Origin of the sequence: Acidovorax sp. JHL-3 (assembly GCF_000526295.1) — a bacterium.
GTDB lineage: Bacteria > Pseudomonadota > Gammaproteobacteria > Burkholderiales > Burkholderiaceae_C > Acidovorax > Acidovorax defluvii.
Window position 1 is genome coordinate 97,796 of record NZ_JAFU01000001.1, and the last position, 26,076, is coordinate 123,871.

General features: G+C 64.2%; 23 protein-coding genes. 6 read left to right on the forward strand and 17 right to left on the reverse strand.

Annotated features, from left to right (window positions below):
* Nucleotides 1-63: 63 nt before the first annotated feature.
* From K226_RS0100445 to K226_RS0100470, 6 genes are all read right to left on the reverse strand, one after another.
* Complete coding sequence (locus K226_RS0100445) at nt 64-1,317, reverse strand: CaiB/BaiF CoA-transferase family protein (RefSeq protein WP_051463450.1); 1,254 nt, start codon at nt 1,315-1,317, stop codon at nt 64-66.
* Nucleotides 1,318-1,341: 24 nt separating this feature from the next.
* Nucleotides 1,342-2,142 (reverse strand): oxepin-CoA hydrolase, alternative type, encoded by an 801-nt coding sequence (locus K226_RS0100450; RefSeq protein WP_024812907.1) that lies wholly within the window; start codon nt 2,140-2,142, stop codon nt 1,342-1,344.
* A gap of 130 nt (nt 2,143-2,272) precedes the next feature.
* Nucleotides 2,273-3,400 (reverse strand): acyl-CoA dehydrogenase family protein, encoded by a 1,128-nt coding sequence (locus K226_RS0100455; protein WP_024812908.1) that lies wholly within the window; start codon nt 3,398-3,400, stop codon nt 2,273-2,275.
* Nucleotides 3,401-3,410: 10 nt separating this feature from the next.
* Nucleotides 3,411-4,619, reverse strand: a complete 1,209-nt coding sequence (locus tag K226_RS0100460) for an acyl-CoA dehydrogenase family protein (protein ID WP_024812909.1) — start codon at nt 4,617-4,619, stop codon at nt 3,411-3,413.
* A 209-nt stretch (nt 4,620-4,828) separates the two neighbouring features.
* Nucleotides 4,829-6,004: an acetyl-CoA C-acyltransferase gene (locus tag K226_RS0100465; protein ID WP_024812910.1), complete on the reverse strand. Its 1,176-nt coding sequence runs from the start codon at nt 6,002-6,004 to the stop codon at nt 4,829-4,831.
* A gap of 155 nt (nt 6,005-6,159) precedes the next feature.
* Nucleotides 6,160-8,277: a 3-hydroxyacyl-CoA dehydrogenase NAD-binding domain-containing protein gene (locus tag K226_RS0100470; protein ID WP_024812911.1), complete on the reverse strand. Its 2,118-nt coding sequence runs from the start codon at nt 8,275-8,277 to the stop codon at nt 6,160-6,162.
* Between the two features lie 252 nt (nt 8,278-8,529).
* Here K226_RS0100470 and K226_RS0100475 point away from each other — a divergent pair, with 252 nt between their 5' ends.
* On the forward strand, nt 8,530-9,468 hold the full coding sequence (locus K226_RS0100475) for a LysR family transcriptional regulator (protein ID WP_024812912.1): 939 nt from the start codon (nt 8,530-8,532) through the stop codon (nt 9,466-9,468).
* 6 nt (nt 9,469-9,474) lie between these two features.
* Here the strand turns inward: K226_RS0100475 and K226_RS0100480 are convergent, their stop codons facing one another.
* The 9 genes from K226_RS0100480 to K226_RS0100520 all read right to left on the reverse strand — a co-directional run bounded on the left by K226_RS0100480 (nt 9,475) and on the right by K226_RS0100520 (nt 19,983).
* On the reverse strand, nt 9,475-9,972 hold the full coding sequence (locus K226_RS0100480) for a YbhB/YbcL family Raf kinase inhibitor-like protein (RefSeq protein WP_024812913.1): 498 nt from the start codon (nt 9,970-9,972) through the stop codon (nt 9,475-9,477).
* A 97-nt stretch (nt 9,973-10,069) separates the two neighbouring features.
* Nucleotides 10,070-11,083 carry an ABC transporter ATP-binding protein gene (locus K226_RS0100485; protein WP_024812914.1) on the reverse strand — a complete coding sequence of 338 codons (1,014 nt, stop codon included), beginning with the start codon at nt 11,081-11,083 and terminating at the stop codon, nt 10,070-10,072.
* Nucleotides 11,080-12,051, reverse strand: a complete 972-nt coding sequence (locus K226_RS0100490) for an ABC transporter ATP-binding protein (RefSeq protein ID WP_024812915.1) — start codon at nt 12,049-12,051, stop codon at nt 11,080-11,082. The genes K226_RS0100485 and K226_RS0100490 overlap by 4 nt, the downstream gene beginning before the upstream one ends.
* A gap of 113 nt (nt 12,052-12,164) precedes the next feature.
* Entirely contained in the window at nt 12,165-13,076 is a 912-nt protein-coding gene (locus tag K226_RS0100495; protein ID WP_024812916.1) for an ABC transporter permease, read from the reverse strand.
* Nucleotides 13,077-13,161: 85 nt separating this feature from the next.
* On the reverse strand, nt 13,162-14,739 hold the full coding sequence (locus K226_RS0100500) for an ABC transporter substrate-binding protein (RefSeq protein WP_024812917.1): 1,578 nt from the start codon (nt 14,737-14,739) through the stop codon (nt 13,162-13,164).
* A gap of 64 nt (nt 14,740-14,803) precedes the next feature.
* On the reverse strand, nt 14,804-16,021 hold the full coding sequence (locus K226_RS0100505; protein ID WP_024812918.1) for a M20 aminoacylase family protein: 1,218 nt from the start codon (nt 16,019-16,021) through the stop codon (nt 14,804-14,806).
* The gene (locus tag K226_RS0100510; RefSeq protein WP_024812919.1) at nt 16,021-17,001 is read right to left on the reverse strand and encodes an ABC transporter permease; all 981 of its coding nucleotides are present in this window, start codon (nt 16,999-17,001) and stop codon (nt 16,021-16,023) included. The genes K226_RS0100505 and K226_RS0100510 overlap by 1 nt, the downstream gene beginning before the upstream one ends.
* A gap of 332 nt (nt 17,002-17,333) precedes the next feature.
* Nucleotides 17,334-18,548, reverse strand: a complete 1,215-nt coding sequence (locus tag K226_RS0100515; protein ID WP_024812920.1) for a porin — start codon at nt 18,546-18,548, stop codon at nt 17,334-17,336.
* A gap of 340 nt (nt 18,549-18,888) precedes the next feature.
* On the reverse strand, nt 18,889-19,983 hold the full coding sequence (locus K226_RS0100520; protein WP_024812921.1) for a porin: 1,095 nt from the start codon (nt 19,981-19,983) through the stop codon (nt 18,889-18,891).
* Between the two features lie 475 nt (nt 19,984-20,458).
* On the opposite strand from K226_RS0100520, the gene coq7 reads away from it, so the two are divergent.
* A complete protein-coding gene (gene coq7 / locus K226_RS0100525) occupies nt 20,459-21,076 on the forward strand; it encodes a 2-polyprenyl-3-methyl-6-methoxy-1,4-benzoquinone monooxygenase (RefSeq protein ID WP_024812922.1) in 618 nt (205 codons plus the stop codon).
* A gap of 139 nt (nt 21,077-21,215) precedes the next feature.
* Here coq7 and K226_RS0100530 read toward each other — a convergent pair whose 3' ends face one another.
* Nucleotides 21,216-21,665, reverse strand: coding sequence for an OsmC family protein (locus tag K226_RS0100530; protein ID WP_024812923.1), 450 nt, complete (start codon nt 21,663-21,665; stop codon nt 21,216-21,218).
* Nucleotides 21,666-22,031: 366 nt separating this feature from the next.
* Here K226_RS0100530 and ilvA point away from each other — a divergent pair, with 366 nt between their 5' ends.
* The 3 genes from ilvA (at nt 22,032) to K226_RS0100550 (ending at nt 25,061) form a co-directional block, all read left to right on the forward strand.
* Nucleotides 22,032-23,591 carry a threonine ammonia-lyase, biosynthetic gene (gene ilvA / locus K226_RS0100540; RefSeq protein ID WP_024812924.1) on the forward strand — a complete coding sequence of 520 codons (1,560 nt, stop codon included), beginning with the start codon at nt 22,032-22,034 and terminating at the stop codon, nt 23,589-23,591.
* Between the two features lie 76 nt (nt 23,592-23,667).
* Nucleotides 23,668-24,474 carry an adenosylcobinamide-GDP ribazoletransferase gene (locus K226_RS0100545; RefSeq protein WP_024812925.1) on the forward strand — a complete coding sequence of 269 codons (807 nt, stop codon included), beginning with the start codon at nt 23,668-23,670 and terminating at the stop codon, nt 24,472-24,474.
* The gene (locus K226_RS0100550; RefSeq protein ID WP_024812926.1) at nt 24,471-25,061 is read left to right on the forward strand and encodes a histidine phosphatase family protein; all 591 of its coding nucleotides are present in this window, start codon (nt 24,471-24,473) and stop codon (nt 25,059-25,061) included. The genes K226_RS0100545 and K226_RS0100550 overlap by 4 nt, the downstream gene beginning before the upstream one ends.
* 25 nt (nt 25,062-25,086) lie before the next feature.
* On the opposite strand, the gene K226_RS0100555 is transcribed toward K226_RS0100550, so the two are convergent.
* Complete coding sequence (locus K226_RS0100555; protein WP_024812927.1) at nt 25,087-25,539, reverse strand: type II secretion system protein N; 453 nt, start codon at nt 25,537-25,539, stop codon at nt 25,087-25,089.
* 71 nt (nt 25,540-25,610) lie between these two features.
* Between K226_RS0100555 and gspG the strand changes: the two genes are divergently transcribed.
* Complete coding sequence (gene gspG / locus K226_RS0100560) at nt 25,611-26,051, forward strand: type II secretion system major pseudopilin GspG (RefSeq protein ID WP_202899891.1); 441 nt, start codon at nt 25,611-25,613, stop codon at nt 26,049-26,051.
* Nucleotides 26,052-26,076 lie beyond the last annotated feature (25 nt).

The following is a 26,076-nucleotide window of genomic DNA, read 5'->3' on the forward strand; positions in this document are numbered from 1 at the left end:
TTATATAGAAACAAGCTCTAGCGCTTATGCAGCAAGCGCTAATAGCTATGATTTTTGAACTAATTAAATGTGCGGAAGTGTCAGCACGCCCTTGTCGCGCAGGGCCTGCAACTCGGGCTCGGACAGTTGCAGCAGTTGCTGCAGCACCTCGCGGGTGCCCTCACCCAGCGTGGGCGGCGCGTTGCGAATCGGCAGGCGCTGGCCGTCCAGCCGATAGGGCGGCGCGAACACATGGGTGCTGCCCGCCACCGGGTGGGGCAGCTCTTGCAGCAGGCCGCCCCGGCGGGTGCGCTCGCTGGTCAGGGCCTCGTGCAGGCCCGCCACCTTGCCGCAGGGGATGCCAGCGGCCGTCATGCGCTGCAGCAGCACATCGCGGGCAAATCCGGCGATCAGCTCCTTGAGCATGGGCCCCAGCACCAGCCGGTTCTTGGCGCGCTCCACATTGGTGGCAAAGCGCGGGTCTTCCACGATGTCGGGGCGCTCGATGACCTGGCGGCAAAACTTGTCGAACTGGGCGTTGTTGCCCACGGCAATGATGAGCGGGCCGTCGGCCGCGTCGTACATGCCGTAAGGCACGATGGACGGATGGGCGTTGCCATAACGTTGCGGGTCGTGGCCCAGCAGCATGGCATCAAGCCCGTAGTAGCCGGTGATCATCAGGCCGCAGTCGTACAGCGCCATCTCGATGTGGCGGCCCTTGCCGGTGCGCGTGCGCTGAAACAGCGCCGCCAGCACGGCCTGGGCCGCGTACATGCCGGTCATCAGGTCCACCACGGCCACACCAAACTTGAGTGGTGGCGTGTTTGCCTCACCGTTGAGGGCCATCAACCCGGACTCACCCTGGATCACCAGGTCGTAGCCGGGGCGCTTGGCCTCGGGCCCAGAGCTGTCGTAACCGGCCACCGAGCAATAAATAAGGTCGGGCTTGATGGCCTTGAGCTGCTCGTAGCCCAGGCCCAGCTTTTCGGCGCCGCCGGTCTTGAAGTTTTGCACCACCACGTCGCACTGGGGCAGCAGGTCGTGGATGATTTTCACGCCCTCGGGCGTCTGCAAATCCACCGTAATCGACCGCTTGTTGCGGTTCATGCTGTTGTAGTAGGTGGTTTCGGTCTTGCCAATGCGCATGCCCCAGTCACGCGTGTCGTCGCCGCGCCCGGGGTGCTCCACCTTGATGACCTCGGCGCCGAAGTCGGCCAGCACCATGCCGCACAGCGGCCCGGCAAACACGCGCGAGAGGTCGAGCACGCGCACGCCTTGCAGGGGAAAGTCCATGCCGTCCGGCGGAGTGGTGGGTGTTGTTGTCGTTGTGGTCGTCATGTGTGTTTGTCTCCTTGCCAGCGCTCAGGCCGGGGGTTGGCGCAGTGGCGCGAAATCGGGCAGCCGCTTTTCCAGGAAGGCACCGATGCCTTCGCGGGACTCCTCGGTCTCTTGCGACTGCACCATGCACTGGGCTTCCTGCTCCAGCTGTTCTTGCAGTGTGTTCGCATAGGCGTTGCGGCACAAGGTCTTGATACGGGCCATGGCCAGCTCGGGGCCAGCCGCCACCTGGGTGGCCAGGGCCAGCGCCTGCGCCAGGGCATCGCCGGGCTCAGCCAGGCGGTTGACGGGGCCCAGCGCGTGCAGGCGTTCGCCACTGATCCGCTCGCCCGTCAGGCACAGCTCGGTCAACACCTGGCGCGACACAAACTCGGCCAGGAAGGCCGTGGCGCCGCCATCGGGCGTGAGGCCCACCTTCACATAGGCCACCGAGAACACCGCATTTTTCGCGGCCACCAGCATGTCGCAGGCCAGCGCCAGCGATAGGCCTGCACCCGCGGCCGCGCCTTCGACGGCAGCAATCACCGGCTTGCGGCAATCGCGCACGGCGCGAATCAGGTCGTGCAGGCCTTCGAGCTTGGCCCGGCGCTCTTCAACAGGCAGCTCGCGGCGCCTGGCCAGTTGGCGCAGGTCACCGCCCGAGCAAAAATGCCCGCCCTCGCCCGTCAGCACGATGGCGCCCACGCTGGGGTCGGCCTCGGCCTGGGCCAGCGCCTGGGTGAGCGCCGCGTAAAACTCGGGCGACAGCGCATTGCGGGCCGCCGGGTTGTTGTTGGAGAGCACCAGCACGGCGCCTTCGCGGCGGGTCAGCAGGACTTCGCTCATCTTCGTTCTCCAGTTCTATGCCTGTAGCCGGCCTGCTTCGCCAGGGACAGCAAGCAAGGGCCGCCCCGCAGCGAGGCTGTCGTCCCCTTGCCAGGGGGAAGGCGCAAAGCGACTCAGGGGGTAGCTCATTTCAGCCCAGCGCGATGTAGCGCGCCAGGTGGTGGTCTTCGTCGCCCAGCTCGTGGTCGATCATGACCAGGCGCTTGGCGTAGTGCGATAAGGGCAGCTCCCAGGTCATGCCAATGCCACCATGCATCTGGATGCTTTCTTCCGACACCAGCGCGCCAATGCGGCCAATGGTGAACTTGGCCGCCGACAGCGCGCGCTCGCGCTCCACGCGGTCGGCGCTGTCCATGGCGGCAGCGGCGTTGATGACCGCCGAGCGCGATTGCTCCACCTCCAGCAACAGGTCGGCCATGCGGTGTTGCAGGGCCTGGAAGCTGCCAATGGGCACGCCAAACTGCTTGCGCGTTTGCAGGTATTCGAGGGTGTCCTTTTTGGCCACTTCCATCGCGCCCAGCGCTTCGGCGCACAGCGCCAGCACGCCCCAGCCCATGGCCAGCTCCAGCGTGGCAAAGCCCTGGCCTTCGGTGCCCAGCAGCGCATCGGCTCCCACTTGCACGTTGTCGAGCGTGATTTCGGCCACCCGGCCACCGTCGATGCGGCCCATGCCGCGGCGTGCAACGCCCGCGCTATCGGCAGGCACCAGGAACAGCGAAATGCCGTCTTCACTGCCCACATCGCCCGCCGTGCGGGCCGACACCAGCAAGAGCTGCGCGTTGTCGCCCTGCACCACCACGGCCTTGGCGCCGTTGAGTACCCAGCCCTCGCCGCTGCGCACCGCACGGGTGCTGACGCGGGCCATTTCGTAGTGGCTGCCGGGCTCGTCGTGCGCCAGGGCGGCCACGGTGCTGCCGTCGATCAGGCTGGCAATCTGCTCTTTTTGTGCGGGCGTGCCCGCAGCGGCCAGGGCGCGCCCCACCACCAGCGCGCCCAAAAAGGGCTCGACCACCAGGCCACGGCCCAGGGCCTCAAACACCACGGCCACGTCAAAGCCTGCGCCGCCAAAGCCGCCTTCGGCCTCGGGGAACAGCGCGCCAATGGCGCCCAACTCGGCAAACTGCGCCCACAGCGCAGGCTGCATGCCCACGTCGCCATAGGCAATGGCGTTGCGGGTTTCAAAACCGTACTGCTCGGCGACAAAACGGTTCAGGGTGTCCGCCAGCATGCGGCGGTCTTCGGTGTGTTCAAAGTTCATGGCTACGGTCTCACAGTCCGAGAATCATCTTGGAGATGATGTTTTTCTGGATTTCATTGGAGCCGCCAAAAATCGACAGCTTGCGGTAGTTGAAGTAATTGGCTGCTGCGGTGGCGGCCTCTTTGGGCCCCACGGGCGCATCGGCATAGCCCTCGTACTGCGCAGCCTCAATGAAGGGCAGCGCATATGGCCCCATGGCGCGGCGGATCAGCGACAAAATTTCCTGGCGGATCTCGGTGCCCCGGATCTTGAGCATCGAGCTCTCGGCACCCGGCACGCTGCCATGGGCCACGGCGGCAATCACGCGCAGGTTGGTGGTCTTCATGTTTTCGAGGTCAATCTCGACCTTGGCCATGCGGGCGGCAAACTGCGGGTCCTGAGCGAGCGGGCGGCCATTGCGCTGCACCTTGCTGGCCACCACTTTGAGCTTTTCCAGCGACGCCACCGAAAAGCCCACACCAGCAATGCCGGTGCGCTCGTAGGTCAGCAAAAACTTGGCGTAAGTCCAGCCCTTGTTTTCTTCGCCCACCAGGTTCTCGGCGGGCACGCGCACGTCGGTAAAGAACACTTCATTGACTTCACGGTCGCCATCGAGCGTGCGGATGGGGCGCACTTCCACGCCAGGCGTGTTCATGTCCACCAGCAAAAAGCTGATGCCCGACTGCGGGCGCGCTTCGCGGTCGGTGCGCACCAGACAAAAAATCATGTTGGCGTGCTGGCCCTGGGTGGTCCAGGTTTTCTGGCCGTTGACGATGTAGTGGTCGCCCTGGGCATCCACACCGCGCACCGCCGTGGTCTTGACCGAGGCCAGATCGGACCCCGAGCCCGGCTCGGAGTAACCCTGGCACCACCAGTCGGCGCCGCTCAGAATGCGCGGCAGCCAGTATTGCTTTTGCGCCTCGTTGCCGTACTTGATGAGCACCGGGCCCAGCATGTTGACGCCAAAGGGCACGATGCGCGGGCCACCGGCCACGGCGCACTCGTTGTCAAAAATGAATTTTTCCACTGCACCCCAGCCGGGGCCGCCATATTGCTCAGGCCAGTGGTTGGCCAGCCAGCCGCGCGCGTTGAGGATGGCGTGCCATTCTTCCTGGTCTTCCTTGGTCAGGCGCTGCCCGGCCTTGACCTTGGTGGCGATGCGCGCGGGCAGTTTTTCTTGCAGGAAAGCCTGCACTTCGGCGCGGAAGGCTTCTTCTTCGGGGGTGAAATTCAGGTCCATGTCGTGCCTTTAAGTCAGTTGGGCATTGGTCGGTGGGGACAGGGCAACGGTTGTTGCGCAATGTCTGGGGCTGTCCCGAGGCATTCATCAGTGGGGGACAGAGCAAAAATGGCCATGCAATTTCTTGGTCTGTCCCGCAAGGAAGGCATTAGTCAGTTGGGGACAGAGCAAAAATTGCTATGCAATTTCTTGGTCTGTCCCACAAGGACTCAGTAAATCTCAAACAAGCTAGCGGCACCCATGCCTCCGGCAATGCACATCGTGACCACGCCCCACTTGGCTTTGCGGCGGCGGCCTTCGAGCAGCAGGTGGCCCACCAGGCGCGCGCCGGTCATGCCAAACGGGTGGCCGATCGAGATGGCGCCGCCGTTGACATTGAGCCGCTCGCCGGGAATGCCCAGCTTGCGTTGGCAATACAGCGCCTGCGAGGCAAAGGCCTCGTTCATCTCCCACAGGTCGATGTCTTGCACCGTGAGGCCGTGGCGCGCCAGCAGCTTGGGCACAGCAAACACCGGGCCGATGCCCATTTCGTCGGGCTCGCACCCGGCCACGGCAAAACCGCGGAAGGCGCCCAGGGGTGACAGGCCCAGGCGCTCGGCCTGGGTGGCCTCCATCAGCACGCAGGCGCTGGAACCATCGGACAGCTGCGAGGCATTGCCCGCCGTGATGAACTGGCCGGGGCCCTTGACGGGCTCCAGCTTGGCCAGGCCCTCCAGCGTGGTGCCGGGGCGGTTGCAGTTGTCGCGCGTGGCCACCACGTCGCGCAAGGTGACTTCGCCGGTGTCCTTGTTCTTTTCGGCCATGCGCGTGGCACAGGGCACGATCTCGTCGGCAAACAGGCCCTGGTCTTGCGCGGCGGCGGTGCGCTTTTGGCTCTCCAGCGAGAACAGGTCCTGGTCTTCGCGGCGGATGCCGTAGCGGTGGGCCACGTTGTCGGCGGTGTCGATCATGGCCATGTAGAGGTCGGGCTTGTGCTGCATCAGCCAGGGGTCGATGTCGGCGGGCAAACCGGCGCGGATGGCCGAAATGCTCTCGACACCCCCGGCCACCATGGCGGGCACGCCTTCGGCCACGATGCGGTCTGCCGCCATGGCAATGGCTTGCAGGCCCGAGGCACAAAAACGGCTGACGGTAACGCCCGCCACCGACAGCGGCAAACCGGCGCGCACCACGGTCTGGCGGCCAATGTTCTTGCCGGTGATGCCTTCGGGGTAGCCGCAGCCCATCACCAGGTCTTCAATGAGGGCCGGGTCGATGCCCGCGCGCTCGACCGCCGCTTTCACCGAGAAAGCGGCCAGTTGCGGGCCGGGCGTGGCATTGAATTCGCCCCGGTGGGATTTGGCCAGCGGCGTGCGGGCGGTAGAAACGATAACGGCTTGGCGCATGGTGGTTGCTCCTGTTTTTCTAGCTGATTGCGCTTGCATCGAACGGGTTTGATAGCAAAAACACTACCAAACCCTTTATTTACAAGCGCTAACAGCTATTGATTTGATATCTATGTGACAGATGCTGTGGTGGCGGGTGGTGTGGCGACGGGTGCTCAGGCAAGCTGGTTCAGGCTGTCGAAATTGCGCCCTTCCTGCACCAGCTTGACCAGCAGGGGCGAGGGTTTCCAGAACAGCGCGTCTTCCTTGGCAAATTCCTCGATGTCGGCCAGCAGCCGGGGCAGGCCGTACATGTCGGCCCACTTCATGGGGCCGCCACGAAAGCGCGGGAAGCCATAGCCGGACATGAAGGTTACGTCCACATCCAGCGGGCGCAACGCAATGCCTTCGTGCACGACGTTGGCGCCTTCGTTGGCCATGGCGGCCATGTAGCGGCGCATGATGCCGTCGGCCGTGAATTGGCGCGGGGTGACGCCTTTTTTGGCGCGTTCGGCATCCACAATGGCCAGCACTTCGGGGTCAGGCTGGCCCACGCGGGCGCCTTCGGGGTACAGGTAAAAGCCGCGGCCGGTTTTCTGGCCGAACCAGCCACGCTCGCAGATGCGGTCGGCCACCTCGACATAGCGCGCTTTCGGGTCGCGCGTGGCGGCACGGCGCTTGCGCGTGGCCCAGCCAATGTCGCCACCGGCCAGGTCCGTCACCTGGAACGGGCCCATGGCAAAGCCAAAGCCGCGCACGGCCTCGTCGATCTCGTAGGGGCTGGCGCCGTCTTCCATGATGTAGTCGGCGGCCTGCTTGTACACGGCCAGAATGCGGTTGCCGATGAAGCCGTCGCACACACCGGCGCGCACGGGCACTTTTTTGAGTTTCTTGGCCAGTTCAAAGGCGGTGGCCACCACGTCAGCACCCACCTTGGCGGGCACCACGATCTCCAGCAGCTTCATGATGTTGGCGGGGCTGAAGAAGTGCAGGCCAATCACGTCCTGCGGGCGGCTGGTGACGGCGGCGATGGCGTCGATGTCCAGGTACGAGGTGTTGGTGGCCAGTACGGCGCCGGGTTTGCACACGCGGTCCAGCTCCTTGAACACGGCTTTTTTGACGTCGAGTTCTTCAAACACAGCCTCGATCACCAGGTCCACGTTGGCCAGGTCGTCGTACGAGGTGCTGCCGGTATAGCGCGCCATGACGGCGGCCTTGGCTTCTTCGGTCATGCGGCCCTTGGCGACCAGGCCGGTGTAGACCTTTTCCACATTGGCACGGCCCCGCGCGATGGATGCCGCATCGCGCTCGACCATGGTCACGGGGTAGCCCGCGTCCAGGGCCGACACGGTGATGCCCGCACCCATGGTGCCGCCGCCAATGATGGCGATGGTGGCAAATGCGCGCGGCGCGGCGGCCTTGGCCTCGGGGATCTTGACCACTTCGCGCTCGGCAAAAAAGGCGTGGATCAGGCCGGCACGCTGCGGGCTGTCCAGGCACTCCAGAAACAGCGCGCGCTCGCGCGCCATGCCTTCGTCAAATGGCAGCTGCACGGCGGCCTGCACGCATTCAATGATCTTGAGGGGCGAAAACAGGCCCCGGGTTTTCTTGGCGGTGTCGGCTTTCAGCACCTCCAGCTCGGCCAGCGCTGCGGCGGGGTCGGGGATGGCGATGTCGCGCGTGCGGCGCACGGGGGCGTTTTGCGCCAGCAGCGCGTTGAGGTAGGCCAGGCCAGCAGCCTGGGCGTCGTCGCCCTCAGCCAGTTGGTCCACCAGGCCTGCAGCCAGCGCGGCCTTGGCCGACAGGTGCTTGCCGCTGAGCATGAGCTCGGTGGCGGCGCGCGCGCCCATCAGGCGCGGCGCGCGCTGCGTGCCACCCGAGCCCGGCAGCAGGCCCAGGGAGACTTCGGGCAGGCCCAGCTTGGCAGCGGGCAGTGCAATGCGGTAGTGGGCCGACAGCGCCACTTCCAGGCCACCGCCCAGCGCCGCACCGTGCAGCACCGCCACCACGGGCTTGGTGCAGTCTTCAATGCTGCGGCACACCTCGGGCAGCGAGGGCGGCATGGCGGGCTTGCCAAACTCGCGGATGTCGGCGCCCGCAATGAAGGCCTTGCCTGCGCCCACCAGCAGCACGCCCGCCACGGCGCTGTCGGCCTGGGCCTGTGCCATGGCGGCGGCCAGCCCCTGGCGCACGGCCACGCCCAGCGCATTGACCGGCGGGTTGTTGACGGTCACGACCAGGATGGCGCCCGCGCGGGCAGTGGTGACAACGGATTCGGGGGTAGCTGCGCCCATGCGGGAGTCTCCTGGTGGTTTCAAGTAGCTTTGTATTGTTGATGCGGCAAACAATCTTGACAATTACATTAATGATTGACAGACTGTCAAAAATTCTTTGACACACGCGGCCGAAAACAGCCGATCGCTGCTGAATCTGGAGCGCCGTTTCTTGCAAAGGCAAGGCACAGGCCGCGCTGGCGCACCACCAGCCGCGCCACCACAGTGCACGGTTTTCAGAACGCAAGCACGTTCCTGGAGAAACAGAAAGACATGGAACTTACCTCCCTCACCGTGCTGGTGGACATCCTGGACGCTGGCAACCTGAGTCAGGCCGCGCGCAACCTCAAGATGACGCGCGCCAACGTGAGCTACCACCTCAATCAGCTCGAAAAATCGGTGGGTGTGCAGCTGGTGCGCCGCACCACGCGCCGCGTCGAGCCCACCGAGGTGGGCCTGCGCCTGTATGCCCATGGCCGCGCCATCCAGAACGAAATGCTGGCCGCGCGCGAAACCATCACCACGCTGGGCCAGGGCCTGCAGGGCCGCGTGGGCCTGAGCGTGCCCAGCGGCTACGGGCAGATGGTGATGTCCGACTGGCTGATCGACTTCAAGCACCTGTACCCGGGCATCGTGCTCGATGTGCGCTTTGAAAACCGGGTGGACGACCTGATCCGCGACGAGGTGGACATTGCCATCCGCGTCATGCCCGAGCCTCCGCCCACGCTGGTCGCGCGCGACATGGGCGCGGTGCGCTACACCGCCTGTGCCTCGCGCGGCTACGCCCAGGCGCACGGACTGCCCACGGCGCTGGAGGCGCTGCGCACCGCGCCGGTCATTACATCGGGCGTGGTGGGCAAGCAGCTGCGCCTGCGCGGCTACCGGGGCGGTGAGCGCCACGAAGTGATGCTGGAGCCCACGCTGATTTCAGAGCACTTTCCGTTTCTGCGCCAGGGCATCCTGGCCGGGCTGGGCGTGGGGCTGGTGCCCGACTACGTGGTGCAGGACGCCGTGGCCAGCGGCGAGGTGCTGACCACGCTGGACGACTGGCGCCTGAGCATTTTTGGCACGCAGATGTTCATGCTCTACATGCCCGACCGCCACCAGACGCGGGCGGTGCGCACCTGCATCGAGTATTTGCTGGGCCGCGCCCTGCCCGGCGCCGAGCTGCCCGCCACTCACCCGCCAGTGTCCGCCCTGCCAGCCCCCTGAAGGCGCTCAGGGCCGGCCGTAGGTGGCCGTGAAGCTGGCCTTGGCCAGCGTGTGGGCGTTGACCATGAAGCCCGCCAGTGCGGCGGTGGCGTCGTCGGGAATGTCCAGCCGGGGCACGCTGAGCGCATGCACGGTGAACACATAGCGGTGCGGCTTGTCGCCCGGCGGGGGGCACACGCCGCCCCAGGCAAAAGCGCCGTAGTCGTTGCGGATCTGGCGCGCACCCGCAGGCAAACCGGCACCGCCCTGGGCGCCCGCGTTGGGCACCAGCTGCGCGGTGGTCGCCGGCAGGTCCACCACAAACCAGTGCCACCAGCCCGAGCCGGTGGGCGCGTCGGGGTCGTACACGGTGACGGCAAAGCTTTGCGTGCCCACGGGCGCGCCGCTCCACTGCAGGATGGGCGACTGGTTCTGGCCCGAACAGCCAAAGCCGTCAAACTCGAAATGCGGCGGCACGGTGCCGCCGCTGGGGATGTCGGGACTGGAGAGGGTGAATACGGTCATCGTGCAACTCCTGGGTTGAAGACAGTCGTTTATACAAAAAAGGCCTCTAGCGCTTTACCAGCAAGCGCCAACAGCTACTATTTAAATAGCATCTCATCTAGATTCGGCCTTCCTCCACCGCGTGGCAGGCGATGCGGATGCCGCGCAGCGTGAGCAGCTGGGGCCGCTCGGTGCGGCAGCGCTCGTTGACATGCGGACAGCGCGGGTTGAAGGCGCAGCCCGGCGGCGGGTTGAGCGGGTTGGGCACCTCGCCCTGCACGGGGGTGCGCGCCTTGCCGGTGTCGTGCATCTTGGGGATGGCGTCGAGCAGCATGACCGTATAGGGGTGGCGCGGCGTGTCAAACAGCGTGTGTTTGTCGGCAAGCTCCACCAGGCGGCCCAGGTACATCACGCCGACTTGGTCGCTTACGTGGCGCACCACGGCCAGGTTGTGGCTGATGAACAGGTAGGTGAGGTGCCGCTGGCGCTGCAGGTCCTTCATGATGTTGAGCACCTGCGCCTGCACCGACACATCGAGCGCGCTGGTCGGCTCGTCGCACACCAAAAACTCGGGCTCGGTGGCCAAAGCACGCGCAATCGAGATGCGCTGGCGCTGCCCGCCCGAGAACTGGTGCGGGTACTTGACCATGTCCAGGGGCGACAGGCCCACCGATTGCAGCAACTCGCCCACGCGCTCTTTCAGCTGCGCCTTGTCGGTGATCAGACCATGCTCCTTGAGCGGCTCGCCCACGATGTCTTCCACCAGCCAGCGCGGATTGAGGCTGGCGTAGGGGTCCTGAAAAATCATCTGGATGCGCCGGCGCATGGCCTTGGCGTTGCTGCCCTTGAAGGCCGCGTGTGCATCCTGTCCGTCAAAGGTGAGGCCGCCGCGCGTGGGCTCGTACAGGCCCACCAGCAGGCGCGCCACGGTGCTTTTGCCGCAGCCCGACTCGCCCACCAGGGCCAGCGTTTTGCCTTTTTCGATGTCGAAACTCACGCCATCGACGGCATGCAGCAGCGTGCGCGGCTTGCCTTCGAGCACGCGGTTGAGCCAGGGGGCCGAGACATCGAAAGTCTTGGCGAGGTCGTGCGCCTGCACCAGGGGCGTGCTGGCCGGTGTGGTTGCGCTCATGCTGCCACCTCTGCGGCGTGCAGCCAGCAGGCCGCGCGGGTGGCACCTGCCTCCAGCAGTTCGGGGCGCTCGGTGGTGCAGCGGTCAAAGCGGCGCGGGCAGCGCGGGTTGAAGGCGCAGCCCGGGGGAATGGCGTTCAGGCGGGGCATGGCTCCGTCAATCTGGTTCAGGCGCTCGCGGTCTTGCGCCATGTCGGGGATCGAGGCCATGAGGCCCGCGGTGTAGGGGTGCGCGGGGTGGTTGATGACCTCGTGCACCGGGCCGATCTCGACCACGCGCCCGGCATACAACACCGCCACGCGGTCGCAGGTTTCGGCAATCACGCCCATGTCGTGGGTGATCAGCATCACGGCCGCGCCGCGCGATTTGCAGATGGATTTGAGCAGCGTGATGATCTGCGCCTGGATCGACACATCGAGTGCCGTGGTGGGCTCGTCGGCCACGATGAGTTGCGGCTCGGCCGCCAGCGCCAGGGCAATCACCACCCGCTGGCGCATGCCGCCCGAGAACTGGTGCGGGTAATGGTCCACGCGCTGCTCGGCCGCCGGGATGCCGGTGTCCTGCAGCAGCGCAATGGCGCGCCGCCGGGCCTCTGCCGCATTCACTGGCAGGTGCGCCTGGATGGTTTCGGTGAGCTGCCGACCCACGGTGTACAGCGGGTTCAGCGAGGTCAGCGGGTCCTGGAAAATCGCGCCGATGCGCCGACCCCGGATGTGGCGCATGTGCGCGTCGCTGAGGTTGTCGATGCGCTCGCCTTCCAGCAAGATCTGACCCGAGGCCACGCGCCCCGGCGATTCCAGCAGGCCGATGATGGCAGCGCCCGTGAGCGACTTGCCCGCACCCGACTCGCCCACCACGCCCAATATTTCGCCGGGGGCAATGGAAAACGAAATGTCATCCAGGGCACGCAGCGTGCCGCGCCGGCCCGGGAATTCGACAACGAGGTTTTTGACTTCTAGAAGGGACATGTCAGCGATTCATTGCAAGGGCACGGCCCGGACCAGCAGACGCCGTGGAACCGGCTTTGCCGGGCCACTGGGGGCGTCCCCCTGGGGGGAAGGCGCGAAGCGACTCAGGGGGGTCATCTCAATCTCGGGTTGAGCGCATCGCGCAGCCAGTCGCCCAGCAGGTTCACCGACAGTGCAATCAACACCAGCATGAGCCCCGGGAACACCGTAATCCACCACTCGCCCGAGAACAGGTAATCGTTGCCCACGCGGATCAGCGTGCCCAGCGAGGGCGATGTGGGCGGCGCCCCCACGCCCAGAAACGACAGCGTGGCCTCGGTGATGATGGCCGTGGCCACCTGGATGGTGGCCAGCACCATCACCGGGCCCATCACATTGGGCAGCACATGCTTGCGCATGATGCGCAGGGGCGCCACGCCGGTCACGCGCGCGGCCTGCACATATTCCTTGTTGCGCTCGACCAGGGTAGAGCCGCGCACCGTGCGCGCATATTGCACCCAGCCGGTCAGCGAGATCGAAAAAATCAGCACGCCAAAGGCCAGCGATTCGTGGGCATTGGGAAACAGCGCGCGGCCCACCCCCGCGATCAGCAGGGCCACCAAAATGGCCGGAAACGACAGCATCACGTCGCACAGGCGCATCAGCACCGCATCAATCCAGCCACCCCGGAAACCGGCCAGCAACCCCAGCGCCACGCCCACCACCACCGACAGCAGCACCGACGCCAGCCCCACCACCAGCGAGATGCGGGCGCCGTAGATTACGGCCGAGAGAATGTCGCGCCCCTGGTCATCAGTGCCCAGCAGGTATTTGCTCGAACCCTCGGCAATCCATGCCGGCGGCAGGCGCGCATCACTGAGCTCCAGCGTGGACAAATCGAACGGGTTGTGCGGTGCCACCCAGCCCGCAAACAGCGAGCAGAACACACACACCACGGCAATCGCCGCCGCCAGCATGGCCATGGGCGATGTGCGAAAGCTGTAGCCAACATCGCTGTCAAACCAGCGCGCAAGGGTTTTTTTCATCAGAGGAAACAATAAACAGGCAGCAAGGCCCGGCGCACCGTGCGGCCTTGCCTTGCAGCCCATTGGGAGGGTGGCGGGAGGCAGATCAGTTCTTGCTCATCCACTTGAAGGGCATGTAGTTGTCTGCCAGTTGCACCAGCTTGATGTTCTTGCCCACGCCCCAGGCCAGGGCCTGCTGGTGCAGGGGCAGGTGCCCCACGTCGGCCGAATGCAGGTCAAACGCCTCTTTGATCATGGCGTTGCGCTTGGCTTTGTCGGTCTCGGCCTGGATTTTCTTGGTCAGCTCATCCACCTTGGGGTTGCAATAGGCGCCCAGGTTGAACTGGCCCGCGCCCTTGTCGTCTACACAGGCCATCAGGGCATTGAGGGCGTTGTGCGCGTCGTAGGTGGAAGGCGTCCAGCCCAGCATGTAAAAGCTGGTGTCGCGGCGCAAGATCTTGGGGAAATAGGTGCCCTTGGTCTCGGCCTGCAGATTGATCTTGACGTTGATGCGCGACAGGTTGGCCGCCACCGCCTGGCAGATGCGGCCATCGCTCACATAGCGGTCGTTGGGGCAGTTCATGGACACCTCAAAACCACTGGCGTAGCCTGCTTCGGCCATGAGCTTCTTGGCGGCTTCCACGTCATACGGCAGGCGCTTGGCGTCGGGCTGGAAGCCGTTGATGCCCGGGCCCACCATCAGCGCCGAGGGGTTGGAGGCACCGCGCATCACCGTTTTCTTGATGCCGTCGATGTCGATGGCCTGGTAGAAGGCCTGGCGCACGCGCTTGTCCTTGAACGGGTTCTTGCCCTTCACGCTCGAATACAGCAGCTCGTCGCGCTTTTGGTCCATGCCCAGAAAAATGGTGCGCAGCTCGGGGCCGGTGATGGCGCGGGTTTTGGCGCCGTTGTTCACGCGCTCGATGTCCTGCACCGGCACGGGCTCCATCACATCCACCTCGCCCGACAGCAGGGCCGCCACGCGGGTGGCGTCGTTGCCGATGGGCGTGAAGATGACCTCGGCCGCATTGCCCTCGATCTTGCCCCAGTAGGTGCCATTGCGCGTGAACACCGTGCGCACGTTGGGCTGGCGCTCGCGCAGGCGAAACGGCCCGGTGCCGTTGGCACGGAACGACGCGGCATTCTCTATGCCCTTGCGGCGGTCAACCGGCGCGAGGGCCTGGTTGGCCTCGCACCACTTCTTGCTCATGATGCCCACTTGCGAGATCACGTCCGGAAGAATGGGGAAAGGCGTCTTGGTCTCGATCTCCACCAGAAAATCGTTGATCTTGCGCACTTCCTTGAAGTCGTTGGTGTAGCTCTTCATGTCAGAGCCATCGACCTGGGTGCGCGCAAAGCTGAACAGCACATCGTCGGCCGTGAACGGGGTTCCATCATGGAATTGCACCCCCTTGCGCAGCTCAAACTGCCACACGGTGGGCGCGGTTTGCTTCCATGCCGTGGCCAGCGCGGGCGCCAGGCTCAGGTCCTTGTTGCGGCCCACCAGCGGCTCATACACGTTGCCCGTTGTGCTCAGCTGCAACGACTCGTTGAGCGAATGGGGGTCCATGGAGAGTGCATCACCCTGGTTGGCGATCCGGATGGTTTGGGCATTAGCTACCAAAGTAGTAGCTGCTAGCGCAGACAGCATAAGGGCCAGAGCAGTTTTCTTCTGATATTTCATGCAAATCTCCTGAGGATGGACGGGAACAAAAAACCAGTCTTTCAACCGGAACGCGAGGGGGCAATCAAGGCATGGGTAGCGGCATGGCCTGCTCGATCAGGCTGGCGTGCAGCGCCGACCCCAGCGGCAGAATCTCGTCATTGAAGTCATACCGGCTGTTGTGCAGCGCACTGCCACTGGCGCCCGTGCCCTGCCCCAGCCGCAGGTAGGCGCCGGGCTTGGTCTGCAGCATGAACGAAAAATCTTCCGCCCCCATGCTGGGCTCCAGGTCGCGCACCACATGGTCTGCGCCCACCAGCGATTCGGCCACGTCGGCCGCAAATACGGCCTCGCTTTCGGTGTTGATGGTGGCGGGATACATGCGCTCGTAGTGCAGCGTGGCCGTGGCGCCAAACCCCAGAGCAATGGCGCTGCAAAGCTCTTTCAGGCGCTGCTCCACCATCTCCTGCACCGCCGGGTCGAAGGTGCGCACCGTGCCCACCAGCGTGGCCGTGCCCGGCAACACGCTGAAAGCGCCCAGGTCGCCCGCCTGAATGGCGCACAGGCTGACCACGGCGCTTTCGATGGGCCGCACATTGCGCGAAACAATGCTCTGCGCCGCGGTGATGATGTGCGCCGCCACCAGCACCACATCGACCGTCTGGTAGGCATGGGCGCCGTGGCCGCCGCGCCCGGTGATCTCGATGGTGATGCGGTCTGCCGCCGCCATCATGGGCCCGGTGTTGATGCCCACGGTGCCCGGCTTCATGGCGGGCCAGTTGTGCATGGCAAAAACCGATTGCACCGGAAACCGGTCGAACAAGCCGTCTTCCATCATGACGCGGGCGCCGGCAAAGCCCTCTTCGCCGGGCTGGAAGATCAGCACGGCGGTGCCGTCAAAGTTGCGGGTTTCGGCCAGGTAGCGGGCGGCGCCCACCAGCATGGCGGTGTGGCCATCGTGGCCGCAGCCATGCATGAGGCCTTGCTTGCAGGATTTCCAGGAAAAGTCGTTGTGCTCGGCAATGGGCAGCGCGTCCATGTCGGCGCGCAGGCCCACCATGCTGCCGCTCGATTGGCTGCGCCCCCGCACCACAGCCACCAGGCCCGTGCGGCCAATGCCTTCGTGGATTTCGTCCACGCCGCACAGTTGCAAAGCCTCTTTGACGCGCCGGCCGGTGTACAGCTCTTCAAAACCCAGCTCAGGGTGCGCATGCAGGTCGCGCCGCAGCGCCGTCAATTCCGGGTGAAATTGCGCAATGTGGGCAAACGCCCTGCCCCCAGCCTTCCATCGCGGGTTGTGCATCAGTGCCCTCCGGCGTGGCCCACGCGCAGTCGGGGGTCCACCACAAAATACAGCAGATCAACCACCAGGTTGATCACCACAAAAATCAGCGCAATCAGGCACAGGTAGGCGGCCATCACCGGAATGTCGGCAAACGTTACCGCCTGGATGAACAGCAGCCCCATGCCCGGCCACTGGAACACCGTCTCGGTGATGATGGCAAAGGCAATCAGCCCGCCCAGCTGCAGCCCGGTGATCGTCATCACCGGCACCAGCGTGTTTTTGAGCGCATGGCCGAAATGGATGGCCCGGTTGGACAGGCCCCGCGCGCGTGCAAACTTGATGTAGTCGGTGCGCAGCACCTCCAGCATCTCGGCGCGCACCAGGCGCATGATGAGCGTGAGCTGAAAAATCGCCAGCGTGATGGCTGGCAGCGTGATGTGGTGCCAGCCCTTGGCCGTGAGCAGCCCCGAAGTCCACCACCCGATATGCACCACCTCGCCCCGTCCAAAGCTGGGGAACCAGCCCAGCACTACGGCAAACACCAAAATGAGCAGAATGCCGATCAAAAAGGTGGGCAGCGACACACCCAGCAGCGACAAGGTCATGAACGCCTGGCTGATGAAGGTGCCGCGCTTGAGCGCCGCATACACCCCCATGGGCACTCCGACCAGCAGGGCCAGCGCTGCGGCCACCAGGGCCAGCTCCAGGGTGGCCGGAAACCGCTCGGCCATCAAGCGGGACACCTTGGCGCCCTGGCGCAGGCTCAGCCCAAACTCACCCTGCGCGGCATTCACCAGAAAGTGCCAGAACTGCACAAAAAAGGGTTTGTCGAGCCCCAGATCGGCGCGCAGGCTGCGAATCTGCTCGGGGGTGGCATCCTGCCCCAGCAAAAACACCACCGGATCACCCACATACTGAAACAGCATGAAGGCAATGAAGGCCACCGTGACCATCACCATGACCGCCTGAATCAGGCGCCGCAAAATAAAGGCAAGCATCAGAAAAGCAAAGAATGATGGACCATGCTAACAGGGAAGTTTGTGGCGATGACCCATGGTTTTCGAGCGCACGACGCCGAAAACGCCCGTGCCGCTCAGCCCTCCCATGCAGGAAAGGTGCCAACCGCTTCTACCCCGCGGGCACCTGAAAAAAGCACTCTCTCGCGCCCTTGCGGGTTGGGATGGGCTTTTTGGGTTTTTCTTGAGGCGTCCTGGAAATTGGGGTCGTTCTGAAAAAGAAAAAAACCGGATCACTATCGCTAGCGACCCGGTTTTCCCTTGGAAACCTGCGCCACTCTGTTGCCAGAGCAGCGCTTTTCCCCCACCAGTGATTAGAAGCGGTGACGAATACCCATGGTGACACCGGTACGGCTGCGGGCGCCGCTCGCTGCGTCGAGAACAATCGCGCTGCCCCCGCTGATGCTGGTACGGTCCACGCCAAAGTAGGCGTCGGTGCGCTTGCTGAAAGCGTAGTCCGCCACGGCGACGTAGAAGTTCACATTCCCGTTGGATGCACCCGAGGCCGAGCCCGATTGCTTACCCCGGAAGTAGTGTGCACCCAGGTTCAGTTGAGGCGTCAGCTGATAGCCCACGCCCACCTTGAACAGTTGGCGCTTGTCTGCATCACCCGGCTGGAAACCGCCGTTGGACTGACCCGCCCAGAACTGGCCCAGGATCGCTCTGTCTACAACGTTACGGAAACCCTGGACCGGGCTGGTCACCGCCGCGTATTTCGCCTTGTTCAGGCCGTAGCCGGTGTTGAAGTACCAGGGGCCGGTGCGGTACGAGCCGCCCAGAGTCCAGGCATCGACATCGGTGCCGCCAGGCAGCGTGGTACGCATGAAGCCCCCACCCAATGCGAAGCCGTTGGCAGCGTAGCGCAGATAGCCGCCAGCTGTCTGCCAGGCGCCGCCACCCAGCGTGCTGCCCACATAGGCAGGCACCTGCGCAGCAGAAGCAGGCAGACCCGCTTCCAGAGCCTTGGTATCGTTATTCTCATCGAACGAATATTGCAGCGAACCCACGAAGCTGCGGTCCGGCGTTGCGAAGGTGTACTTCAGCATGTTGCTGGTGCGCGCTCCCATGGCCATGCCCAACTCAGGCTTGTAGGCTTCCATATACGGCGAATAGGGGAACGAAGCGTAGGTGCTGGTCACAACATCGAACAGGACGTTCCATTGACGGCCTGCGGTCAAGCGACCGTAAGGGCCCTGCAATCCCACATAGGACAACTGGAAGAAGGGAGTGGAAACATTGCCGGTATCTGCATCGAAACGATTTTCCAAAACAACCAGAGCCTTGGAGCCACCGCCCAAATCTTCGTCCACGTTGATACCCCAGCGGCTTTGCGACATGCCGCCACCCATCATCTTCGACAGACCATCTTTACCGGCGCCTTCGTTATTGGTATGGCGATAGGCCATATCAACAATGCCCCATAACTGCACGCTGCTCTTTGGTGCGCTGGCGGTCTGCGCACAGGCAAAGCTCGAAGCCAACGCAACGGCTCCAAAGGCGAACAGCTTCTTCATATCGGTCTTCTTCATGGCTTGCATCTCTTTCTGTGGTTGGTTTGGCACGGACCCAGTGTAGTGAAGGCATGCCCGCGTGTAAGCGCTTGTTGCGCATTGCGTACACAGGTTTTCCCTAATAGCACGATCGTTCACTTATGAAAGATTCACCAAAAACAACTCTTTTCTAAAAGTGGTTGCGTGAACGCAAGATGCACACCGCTGCAAGGCTAGGCGTAAAGGCCATAACTGGCTCACTCAAAGTGGCGAAATAGAACACTCTGAAGAAACTGAACATCCATGAAAAAAGCCACCCGTCTCGCGACGGATGGCTTTTGTCATATTTCCATGAACGCTGGCTCACGCCAGCTGTTCATTAGAAAGAGTGGCTGACACCCACTTGCACGCCTTGCTGCGAACCGTTGGTCTTCAGACCACCGGAGCCCAAGGTGTACAGGTTAGCACCGTTCTTGTTCTTGAGGTACGCGTAGGTGCCGTACACCGAAGTGCGCTTGGACAGGCCGTAAACATAGCCGATAGCAAACTGGTCAGCCTTGCCCGTGACGTTACCGAGTTCGTTTTCGTAACGGTTGTACGAAACACGCACAGTGCCAGCGCCCACAGGAGCGGTTGCAGCCACGTAGTAGCCACTGCGCTTGTTCTCGACCGCGGCACGGTCAACCGTCGACTCGCGGTAGCCAGCCAGCAGCTTGGCCACGCCGAAGTCATACGAACCACCCAGGCTCCAGGCGTCGATGTCGCTGACAGCGTCCGAGTTCAGGCCGCTGTTCAGGCGTTCCAGACCCAGACCCAGGCTCAGAGGGCCGTTGTCATACATCAGGCCAGCACCCAGGTAACCGCTGTCGCTGTTGGAAGCCGTGGTTTCGCCAAAACCGTAGTTCAGGCCGACCTTGAAGCCGCTGAAGCTTGGCGACACATAGGTCAGAGCGTTGCTGATGCGCTGGTTGGTCGTAACACGGCTGGTACCGTTTTGATTGGCAACTGGAGTGCCCGATGCGTCCAGCACACCACCATCAGCCCACAGGCGCGACTGGCCGATACCGACGCTGCCAAACACATCGTAACGTGCGGTAGCGTTGTAAGCAGCGGTCAATTCGCGGCCCATACGCACTTCACCAAAACCGCCGGACAGACCCACGGTGGAGCGACGCTTGAATTGGAAGCCTTCGCCAGCTTTGGCACCTGCGTAACCAGAAGCGCCATCACCATTGTCGAGGTTGAAGCCACCTTCGATCACGAAGTTAGCTTTCAGGCCACCACCCAGGTCTTCCACGCCACGGAAGCCGAGACGGCTGGTCAGGTTGTTGCCGGAGGTCACACCGCTCCAGTTGTCAGCACCGTTCAGGTAGGTCACGCCAGCGTCAGCAACGCCGTACAGGGTGACAGAAGATTGGGCCATTGCGGCGCCGGAAGCAGCCAGCACAGCCAGGGCAATCAGGGATTTTTTCATTGCGAGTTACTCCAAGGTTAAACATGGGCGCCGGTTCGGAGGTCTAGGGCACAGCGCCAGCGCAGTCCCACCGGTTCCCCGGGCCAACCTCCTGGTGGGGAAGTTGGAGTTATTGCACCAGACAGGGCGCAGTTGCGCAAAGGAAATCAGCAAGCAGGGTCAATTTCGTTGCGGCATTGCAACAACTCGACCTCCTCGCAGAGGCCGTGTGCACCAGGGCACCGTTTCAGTCAGCCCTTGTGTGACAAAAATGTGGCACCCGACACCCCGTTTACGGCAAATACCACCAAAACAACAGCAAATTACCCTGAAACAACCCCTCCTGTCTGTAACAACTGTCGCTTTTCTTCAGGCATCCTCACGCTAGCCTTGGCAACGCGGCAACATTTCGTCGCACTTGCCCGAATTCAAACCACGCAAGCGGGGTTACAAGAGCATGTTTCGTGCCCGCAGCCACCAATTTTTATCAACCGCCATGGACTCACTCCTTTGCGCCGCAGACAACGCACTGCGCACCCTGTTTGCAAAACCCCACGCGTCGCAGGCATCCCCGGCCGCCCCTTATGCCGAGGCAGCGCTTGACCAGGCCCAAAAAAGGCTGGCCGGTGCACTGATGCGGGTCAACCATGTGGGTGAGGTGTGCGCACAAGCCCTTTACACAGCGCAGGCCGCAGTGACGCGTGATGCCCAGTTGCGCAGCCACCTGCTCGAAGCCGCCCGCGAAGAAACCGACCACCTGGCCTGGACGCAGCAGCGGCTCGACGCTCTGGGCGCCCGGCCCAGCCTGCTCAACCCGCTGTGGTTTGCGGGCGCGTTTGCGCTGGGCCTGGCGGCCGCCAAGGTGAGCGACCGCGTGAGCCTGGGTTTTGTGGTGGAGACCGAAAACCAGGTGGCACAGCACCTGCAGGGCCACCTGGCACGGCTTCCGGCAGATGACCTGGCCTCGCGCGCCGTGGTCAGCCGCATGAAAGACGACGAAGAGCGCCACGCAGCCAGCGCACGCGATGTCGGCGCCATGGCCCTGCCCGCGCCCGCCCGCGTGATGATGAAAATGGCCGCCAAGGTGATGACCACCACGGCGCATTACGTGTGACCGTTTGAGGGTTACGGGTTGCGGGTTGCGGGTTACGGGTTGCGGGTTGCGCCAACAATGCGCATGCCGCAGGGGCCAATGCACCATGCTGGGGAAGGCCGCCGCAGCCGCCCCGAAGAATCTATGAATCGCTGCGGCGTCAGGCCTCGACGATTTCAAACCCGGTGGTGATATGCGCCGTTTTGCCCAGCATGATGCTGGCCGAGCAGTATTTTTCGTGGCTCATGGCAATGGCGCGCTCTACCACGGCGGGCGCAAGGCCCTTGCCCGTCACGGTGAACTGCATGTGGATGGCGGTGAACACCTTGGGGTCTACCTCGGCCCGTTGCGACGTGAGCTTGACGCTGCAGCCACGCACGTCGTGGCGCCCACGCTTGAGGATCAACACCACGTCGTAGGCGGTGCAACCGCCCGTGCCGGCCAGCAGGGTTTCCATGGGCCGGGGGGCGAGGTTTAGGCCGCCATTGGCGGGATTGGCGGCATCGGGTGCGCCGTCCATCGCCAGGATGTGGCCGCTGCCGGTTTCGGCCACAAACCCCATTCCTGATCGCGTTCCGGCGCCGCCGGTCCAGCTGACTGTGCATTCCATGTCTGTCACTCCTTGTTGGTGCGTGGTTTTTTTGACGAAATGGGCAGGCCATCTCACAAATTTGCCGTGGATTTTGCTGCATTGCAGCACCTGCCGCGCTAAGATAGCGCCATGCGTTGCACCTTGTAACTGGCAAGGTTGGTAGCCCCAAAGCCACCAACAGCTGCAATGCGCTGATTGTCTCCTCCATCTCCTCAAAGGATGGATTCAGCCCCGGGCCTTACGGCCTGGGGCTTTTTTTTGCCCGCGCCGGGTTGCGGGGGCCGCCCGCCCTGCCCTACGGATGACCGCGCGTCGGGCCGTCAGGCGTTGCGCCTATGATGTCTGCCCGCCACCCCCGCTGTGGCGGCGCACACCCTGCCTCACATGACCCAGCACCTCACCCCTTTCGATTACCTGAAAAAGATCCTGACCGCCCGCGTCTATGACGTGGCCGTGGAGTCGGCCCTGGAACCCGCCAAGAACCTGAGCCGCCGCCTGCACAACAAGGTGCTCTTGAAGCGCGAAGACCAGCAGCCGGTATTCAGCTTCAAGCTGCGTGGCGCCTACAACAAGATGGCCCACCTGACGCCCGAGCAGTTGCAAAAGGGGGTGATTTGCGCCTCGGCCGGCAACCACGCACAGGGCGTGGCCATGAGCGCGCGCAAGCTGGGCACGCGTGCCGTGGTGGTGATGCCCACCACTACGCCACAGCTCAAGATCGACGCCGTGCAGGCGCTGGGCGGCGAGGTGGTGCTGGCGGGAGACAGTTATTCGGATGCCTACGACCACTCGGTGCGGCTGCAAAAAGAGCAGGGGCTGACCTTTGTGCACCCCTTTGACGACCCCGACGTGATTGCCGGCCAGGGCACGATTGCCATGGAGATCCTGCGCCAGCTGCAAAAGCTGGGCAGCAACCAGCTCGATGCCGTGTTTGTGGCCATCGGCGGCGGCGGCCTGGTGGCGGGCGTGGCCAACTACATCAAGGCCGTGCGGCCCGAGATCAAGGTGATTGGCGTGCAGATGAACGACTCGGACGCCATGATCCAGTCGATCAACGCGCATGAGCGCGTCACGCTGGCCGACGTGGGCCTGTTCTCCGACGGCACTGCCGTCAAGCTGGTGGGCGAAGAAACCTTTCGCGTGGCGCAAGACCTGGTGGACGAATACATGACGGTGGACACCGATGCCGTGTGCGCTGCCATCAAGGACGTGTTTGTGGACACGCGCAGCATCGTCGAGCCCGCTGGGGCGCTGGCCGTAGCGGCCATCAAGCAATATGTCGCCAAAAACAAGACCCGGGGCGAGACCTACGCGGCCATTTTGTGCGGCGCCAACATGAACTTCGACCGCCTGCGCTTCGTGGCCGAGCGCGCCGAAGTGGGCGAAGAGCGCGAGGCGCTGCTGGCGGTCACCATCCCCGAAGAGCGCGGCAGCTTCCGGCGCTTTTGCGAAGTGATTGGCGGCCTGCCCGGCGGCCCGCGCAACGTGACCGAGTTCAACTACCGCATCAGCGACGCCACGCGCGCCCATGTGTTTGTGGGCCTGACCACGCATGGCAAGGGTGAGTCGGAAAAGATCACCAAGAACTTCGAGCGCCACGGTTTCGAGTCGCTCGACCTGACGCACGACGAGCTGGCCAAAGAGCACCTGCGCCACCTGGTGGGCGGCCACTCGACGCTGGCACAGGACGAGCGCCTGCTGCGCTTTGTGTTCCCCGAGCGGCCCGGCGCGCTGCTCAAGTTTCTGAGCCTGATGCAGCCCACCTGGAACATCAGCCTCTTCCACTACCGCAACCAGGGCGCCGACTATGGCCGCATTCTGGTGGGCCTGCAGGTGCCGCCCGAAGACGCCACGGCGTTTGACGCCTTTCTGGCCACGCTGGGCTACCCCTGCGTGGAAGAAACGCTGAACCCGGCCTACCGGTTGTTCTTGCGCTCAAAATAATGGTCTAAACAGCCTCTAGCGCTTATGCATCAATCGCTAGTAGCTATTATTTTTGACATTGCCACAACCTCTCCCCATGCAAGCCCTGCGCCACTACCTGCTGGCCGTGCAGTTTTTTACCCGCATTCCCGTCACGGGGCGGTTGGCCGACTGGGTGGGCTACAGCCCAGCCATGCTGCGCGCCAGTGCGGCGCATTTTCCGGGCATAGGCTGGCTGGCAGCGGCGCTGTCGGCGGGCGTTTATACCGCGCTGCATTGGGCCCTGGCGCCCAACCCGCTGGCCCCCGCCGTGGCGGCGGTGTTTTGCACCATTGCCACGGTGCTGATGACCGGGGGCTTCCACGAGGACGGCCTGGCCGATGTGGCCGACGGGCTGGGCGGAAGCTACGACCGCGAGCGGGCGCTCGACATCATGAAAGACTCGCGCATTGGCGCCTTTGGGGCCATGGCGCTGGTGCTGGCATTGCTGGCCAAGCTGTGCCTGCTGGCGCTGCTGGGGGCCCACAGCCTGCAGGCCGCATTGGCTGCACTGGTGGGCGGGCATGTGCTGTCGCGGCTGTGGCCGCTGCTCATCGTGCGCAGCCTGCCCCATGTGGGCGACACCGCCCAATCCAAAAGCAAGCCGCTGGCAGACCAGATCACCGGCGCGGCGCTGGTTGCTGCTGTTTTGTGGTGTTTTGTGCCTATAGCGCTTGTATGGCAAGCGCAATCAGCTCTGTTTTTAATAGCATCCGCAGGCTGCAGCGGCCTGGCCGCCGCCTGGATGGGCCGCTGGTTTGCGCGGCGCCTGCAGGGCTTTACCGGTGACTGCCTGGGCGCCACGCAGCAGGTCAGCGAAATCGGCTTTTACCTGGGCGCGGCTCTGGCCCTGCGCTGGGCATGACCCCACCGCCCGCCGTGCGGCCCCGCGCCCGTCTTTGGCTGGTGCGCCACGCCCAGCCTGTGGTGGCCGCTGGCACCTGCTATGGCGCCCTGGATGTGCCCGCCGATGCAGCTGCCACGCAGGTGGCCGCACAGCGCCTGGCGCAGGCGTTGCCAGCAGGCGCTGCGGCACACTATTCAACGCTACAAAGATGTGAGCTACTCGCGCTTGCTACACAAGCGCTACAGCCCAATTTGACCATTCATCCCGATGCGCGCCTGCGCGAAATGGACTTTGGCGCCTGGGAGGGCCACGATTGGGACAGCATTGGCCAAAGCGCCATCGACGCCTGGACCGCCGACTTTGCGTTGCACCGCCCCGGCGGCGGCGACAACCTGGCCACCCTGCTGACCCGCGTGGCCGCCGCCCTGAGCGACGCACGCCAGCAGGCGCAGGACGGCAACGATGTGGTGTGGTTCACCCATGGGGGCGTGGCGCGCTGCGTGGCCTGGTTGCTGGCCCATGGAGAAGGGCCCATGCCCAGGGCCGACGAATGGCCCCTGGCGGCCCCGGCGTGGGGCGCGTGGGAATTGCACGATCTGGCGTAACGCGGTGCACAGGCGCACCACAGTGTCAGTTCTTGGCGGGCATGTCCAGCGTCAGCGTAGCGGGGCCATCCACGCTGGCACCCAGCCGGGCCTGGCGCGGGTCGAGCGACTGCAGCACCAGCCCCTCGTCCACCACGGCGCCCACGCGAAATGGTTTGGCCGGCTGGCCATCCACCGCGATCAGCGCCGCACCGCCGCCGCTGCTGCGGCCCGCCAGCACACCGATCAGGGCGAACCGGCTGGTCAGCGATGCCGCCGGCGCCCGGGCAGCGGCCGCACCAGCAGCCGGCACCCCCAGCAAGCGGGCCATGGCCTGGGCATCGGGGGCCACAGCGGCCGGGGCAACAACCGGCACCGTCAGCCCCACGGGCCGTGCCGACAGGCGCAACCCCCAATAGACCACGCTGGCGCCCGCCAGGGCCCAGAGAGCCAGAGTCCCCAGACGCACGCCCCATTTGCTGTATGAATTGGTCATCATCGGGGGATTATGATTCACGCGATCCGACCCTCCCGAGACTGGCTGACGTGAACACCTCCTCCCTTTTCCTCTTGCGCGGCGCCCGCCGCCGCCTGACCACGCATGCGTCGCGGGGCTTCACCCTGATCGAGCTGATGGTGGTGCTGGTCATCATCGGCGTGCTGGCCGCGCTGATCGTGCCCAACGTGCTCGACCGCGCCGACGACGCACGCAGCACCGCCGCGCGCACCGACGTCACCAATGTGATGCAGGCCCTCAAGCTGTACCGCCTGGACAACCAGCGCTACCCCACGGCCGAGCAGGGCCTGCAGGCGCTGGTCGTCAAACCCACGGCCGGCCCCGTGCCCGGCAACTGGAAGCCCTACCTCGAAAAGCTGCCCAACGACCCCTGGGGCCGGCCTTACCAGTACCTGAACCCCGGCATCAAGGGCGAGATCGACGTGATGTCGTTTGGCGCCGACGGGCAGTCGGGCGGCGAAGGCAAGGATGCGGATATCGGCAGCTGGCAATAGAGATTTCTGTTCAGAGCATCCCCAG

Excerpts from the sequence above, each read along its gene's own strand:
- K226_RS0100465 (WP_024812910.1), bottom strand. The coding sequence starts at position 6,004 with ATGCGCCAAGCCGTTATCGTTTCTACCGCCCGCACGCCGCTGGCCAAA.
- K226_RS0100450 (WP_024812907.1), bottom strand. The coding sequence starts at position 2,142 with ATGAGCGAAGTCCTGCTGACCCGCCGCGAAGGCGCCGTGCTGGTGCTC.
- K226_RS0100500 (WP_024812917.1), bottom strand. The coding sequence starts at position 14,739 with ATGAAATATCAGAAGAAAACTGCTCTGGCCCTTATGCTGTCTGCGCTA.
- K226_RS0100530 (WP_024812923.1), bottom strand. The coding sequence starts at position 21,665 with ATGGAATGCACAGTCAGCTGGACCGGCGGCGCCGGAACGCGATCAGGA.
- K226_RS0100470 (WP_024812911.1), bottom strand. The coding sequence starts at position 8,277 with ATGGGCGCAGCTACCCCCGAATCCGTTGTCACCACTGCCCGCGCGGGC.
- coq7 (WP_024812922.1), top strand. The coding sequence starts at position 20,459 with ATGGACTCACTCCTTTGCGCCGCAGACAACGCACTGCGCACCCTGTTT.
- K226_RS0100510 (WP_024812919.1), bottom strand. The coding sequence starts at position 17,001 with ATGCTTGCCTTTATTTTGCGGCGCCTGATTCAGGCGGTCATGGTGATG.
- K226_RS0100550 (WP_024812926.1), top strand. The coding sequence starts at position 24,471 with ATGACCCCACCGCCCGCCGTGCGGCCCCGCGCCCGTCTTTGGCTGGTG.
- K226_RS0100505 (WP_024812918.1), bottom strand. The coding sequence starts at position 16,021 with ATGCACAACCCGCGATGGAAGGCTGGGGGCAGGGCGTTTGCCCACATT.
- ilvA (WP_024812924.1), top strand. The coding sequence starts at position 22,032 with ATGACCCAGCACCTCACCCCTTTCGATTACCTGAAAAAGATCCTGACC.
- K226_RS0100475 (WP_024812912.1), top strand. The coding sequence starts at position 8,530 with ATGGAACTTACCTCCCTCACCGTGCTGGTGGACATCCTGGACGCTGGC.
- K226_RS0100490 (WP_024812915.1), bottom strand. The coding sequence starts at position 12,051 with ATGTCCCTTCTAGAAGTCAAAAACCTCGTTGTCGAATTCCCGGGCCGG.
- K226_RS0100485 (WP_024812914.1), bottom strand. The coding sequence starts at position 11,083 with ATGAGCGCAACCACACCGGCCAGCACGCCCCTGGTGCAGGCGCACGAC.
- K226_RS0100545 (WP_024812925.1), top strand. The coding sequence starts at position 23,668 with ATGCAAGCCCTGCGCCACTACCTGCTGGCCGTGCAGTTTTTTACCCGC.
- K226_RS0100445 (WP_051463450.1), bottom strand. The coding sequence starts at position 1,317 with ATGACGACCACAACGACAACAACACCCACCACTCCGCCGGACGGCATG.
- K226_RS0100495 (WP_024812916.1), bottom strand. The coding sequence starts at position 13,076 with ATGAAAAAAACCCTTGCGCGCTGGTTTGACAGCGATGTTGGCTACAGC.
- K226_RS0100515 (WP_024812920.1), bottom strand. The coding sequence starts at position 18,548 with ATGAAGAAGACCGATATGAAGAAGCTGTTCGCCTTTGGAGCCGTTGCG.
- K226_RS0100455 (WP_024812908.1), bottom strand. The coding sequence starts at position 3,400 with ATGAACTTTGAACACACCGAAGACCGCCGCATGCTGGCGGACACCCTG.
- K226_RS0100520 (WP_024812921.1), bottom strand. The coding sequence starts at position 19,983 with ATGAAAAAATCCCTGATTGCCCTGGCTGTGCTGGCTGCTTCCGGCGCC.
- K226_RS0100555 (WP_024812927.1), bottom strand. The coding sequence starts at position 25,539 with ATGATGACCAATTCATACAGCAAATGGGGCGTGCGTCTGGGGACTCTG.
- K226_RS0100480 (WP_024812913.1), bottom strand. The coding sequence starts at position 9,972 with ATGACCGTATTCACCCTCTCCAGTCCCGACATCCCCAGCGGCGGCACC.
- K226_RS0100460 (WP_024812909.1), bottom strand. The coding sequence starts at position 4,619 with ATGGACCTGAATTTCACCCCCGAAGAAGAAGCCTTCCGCGCCGAAGTG.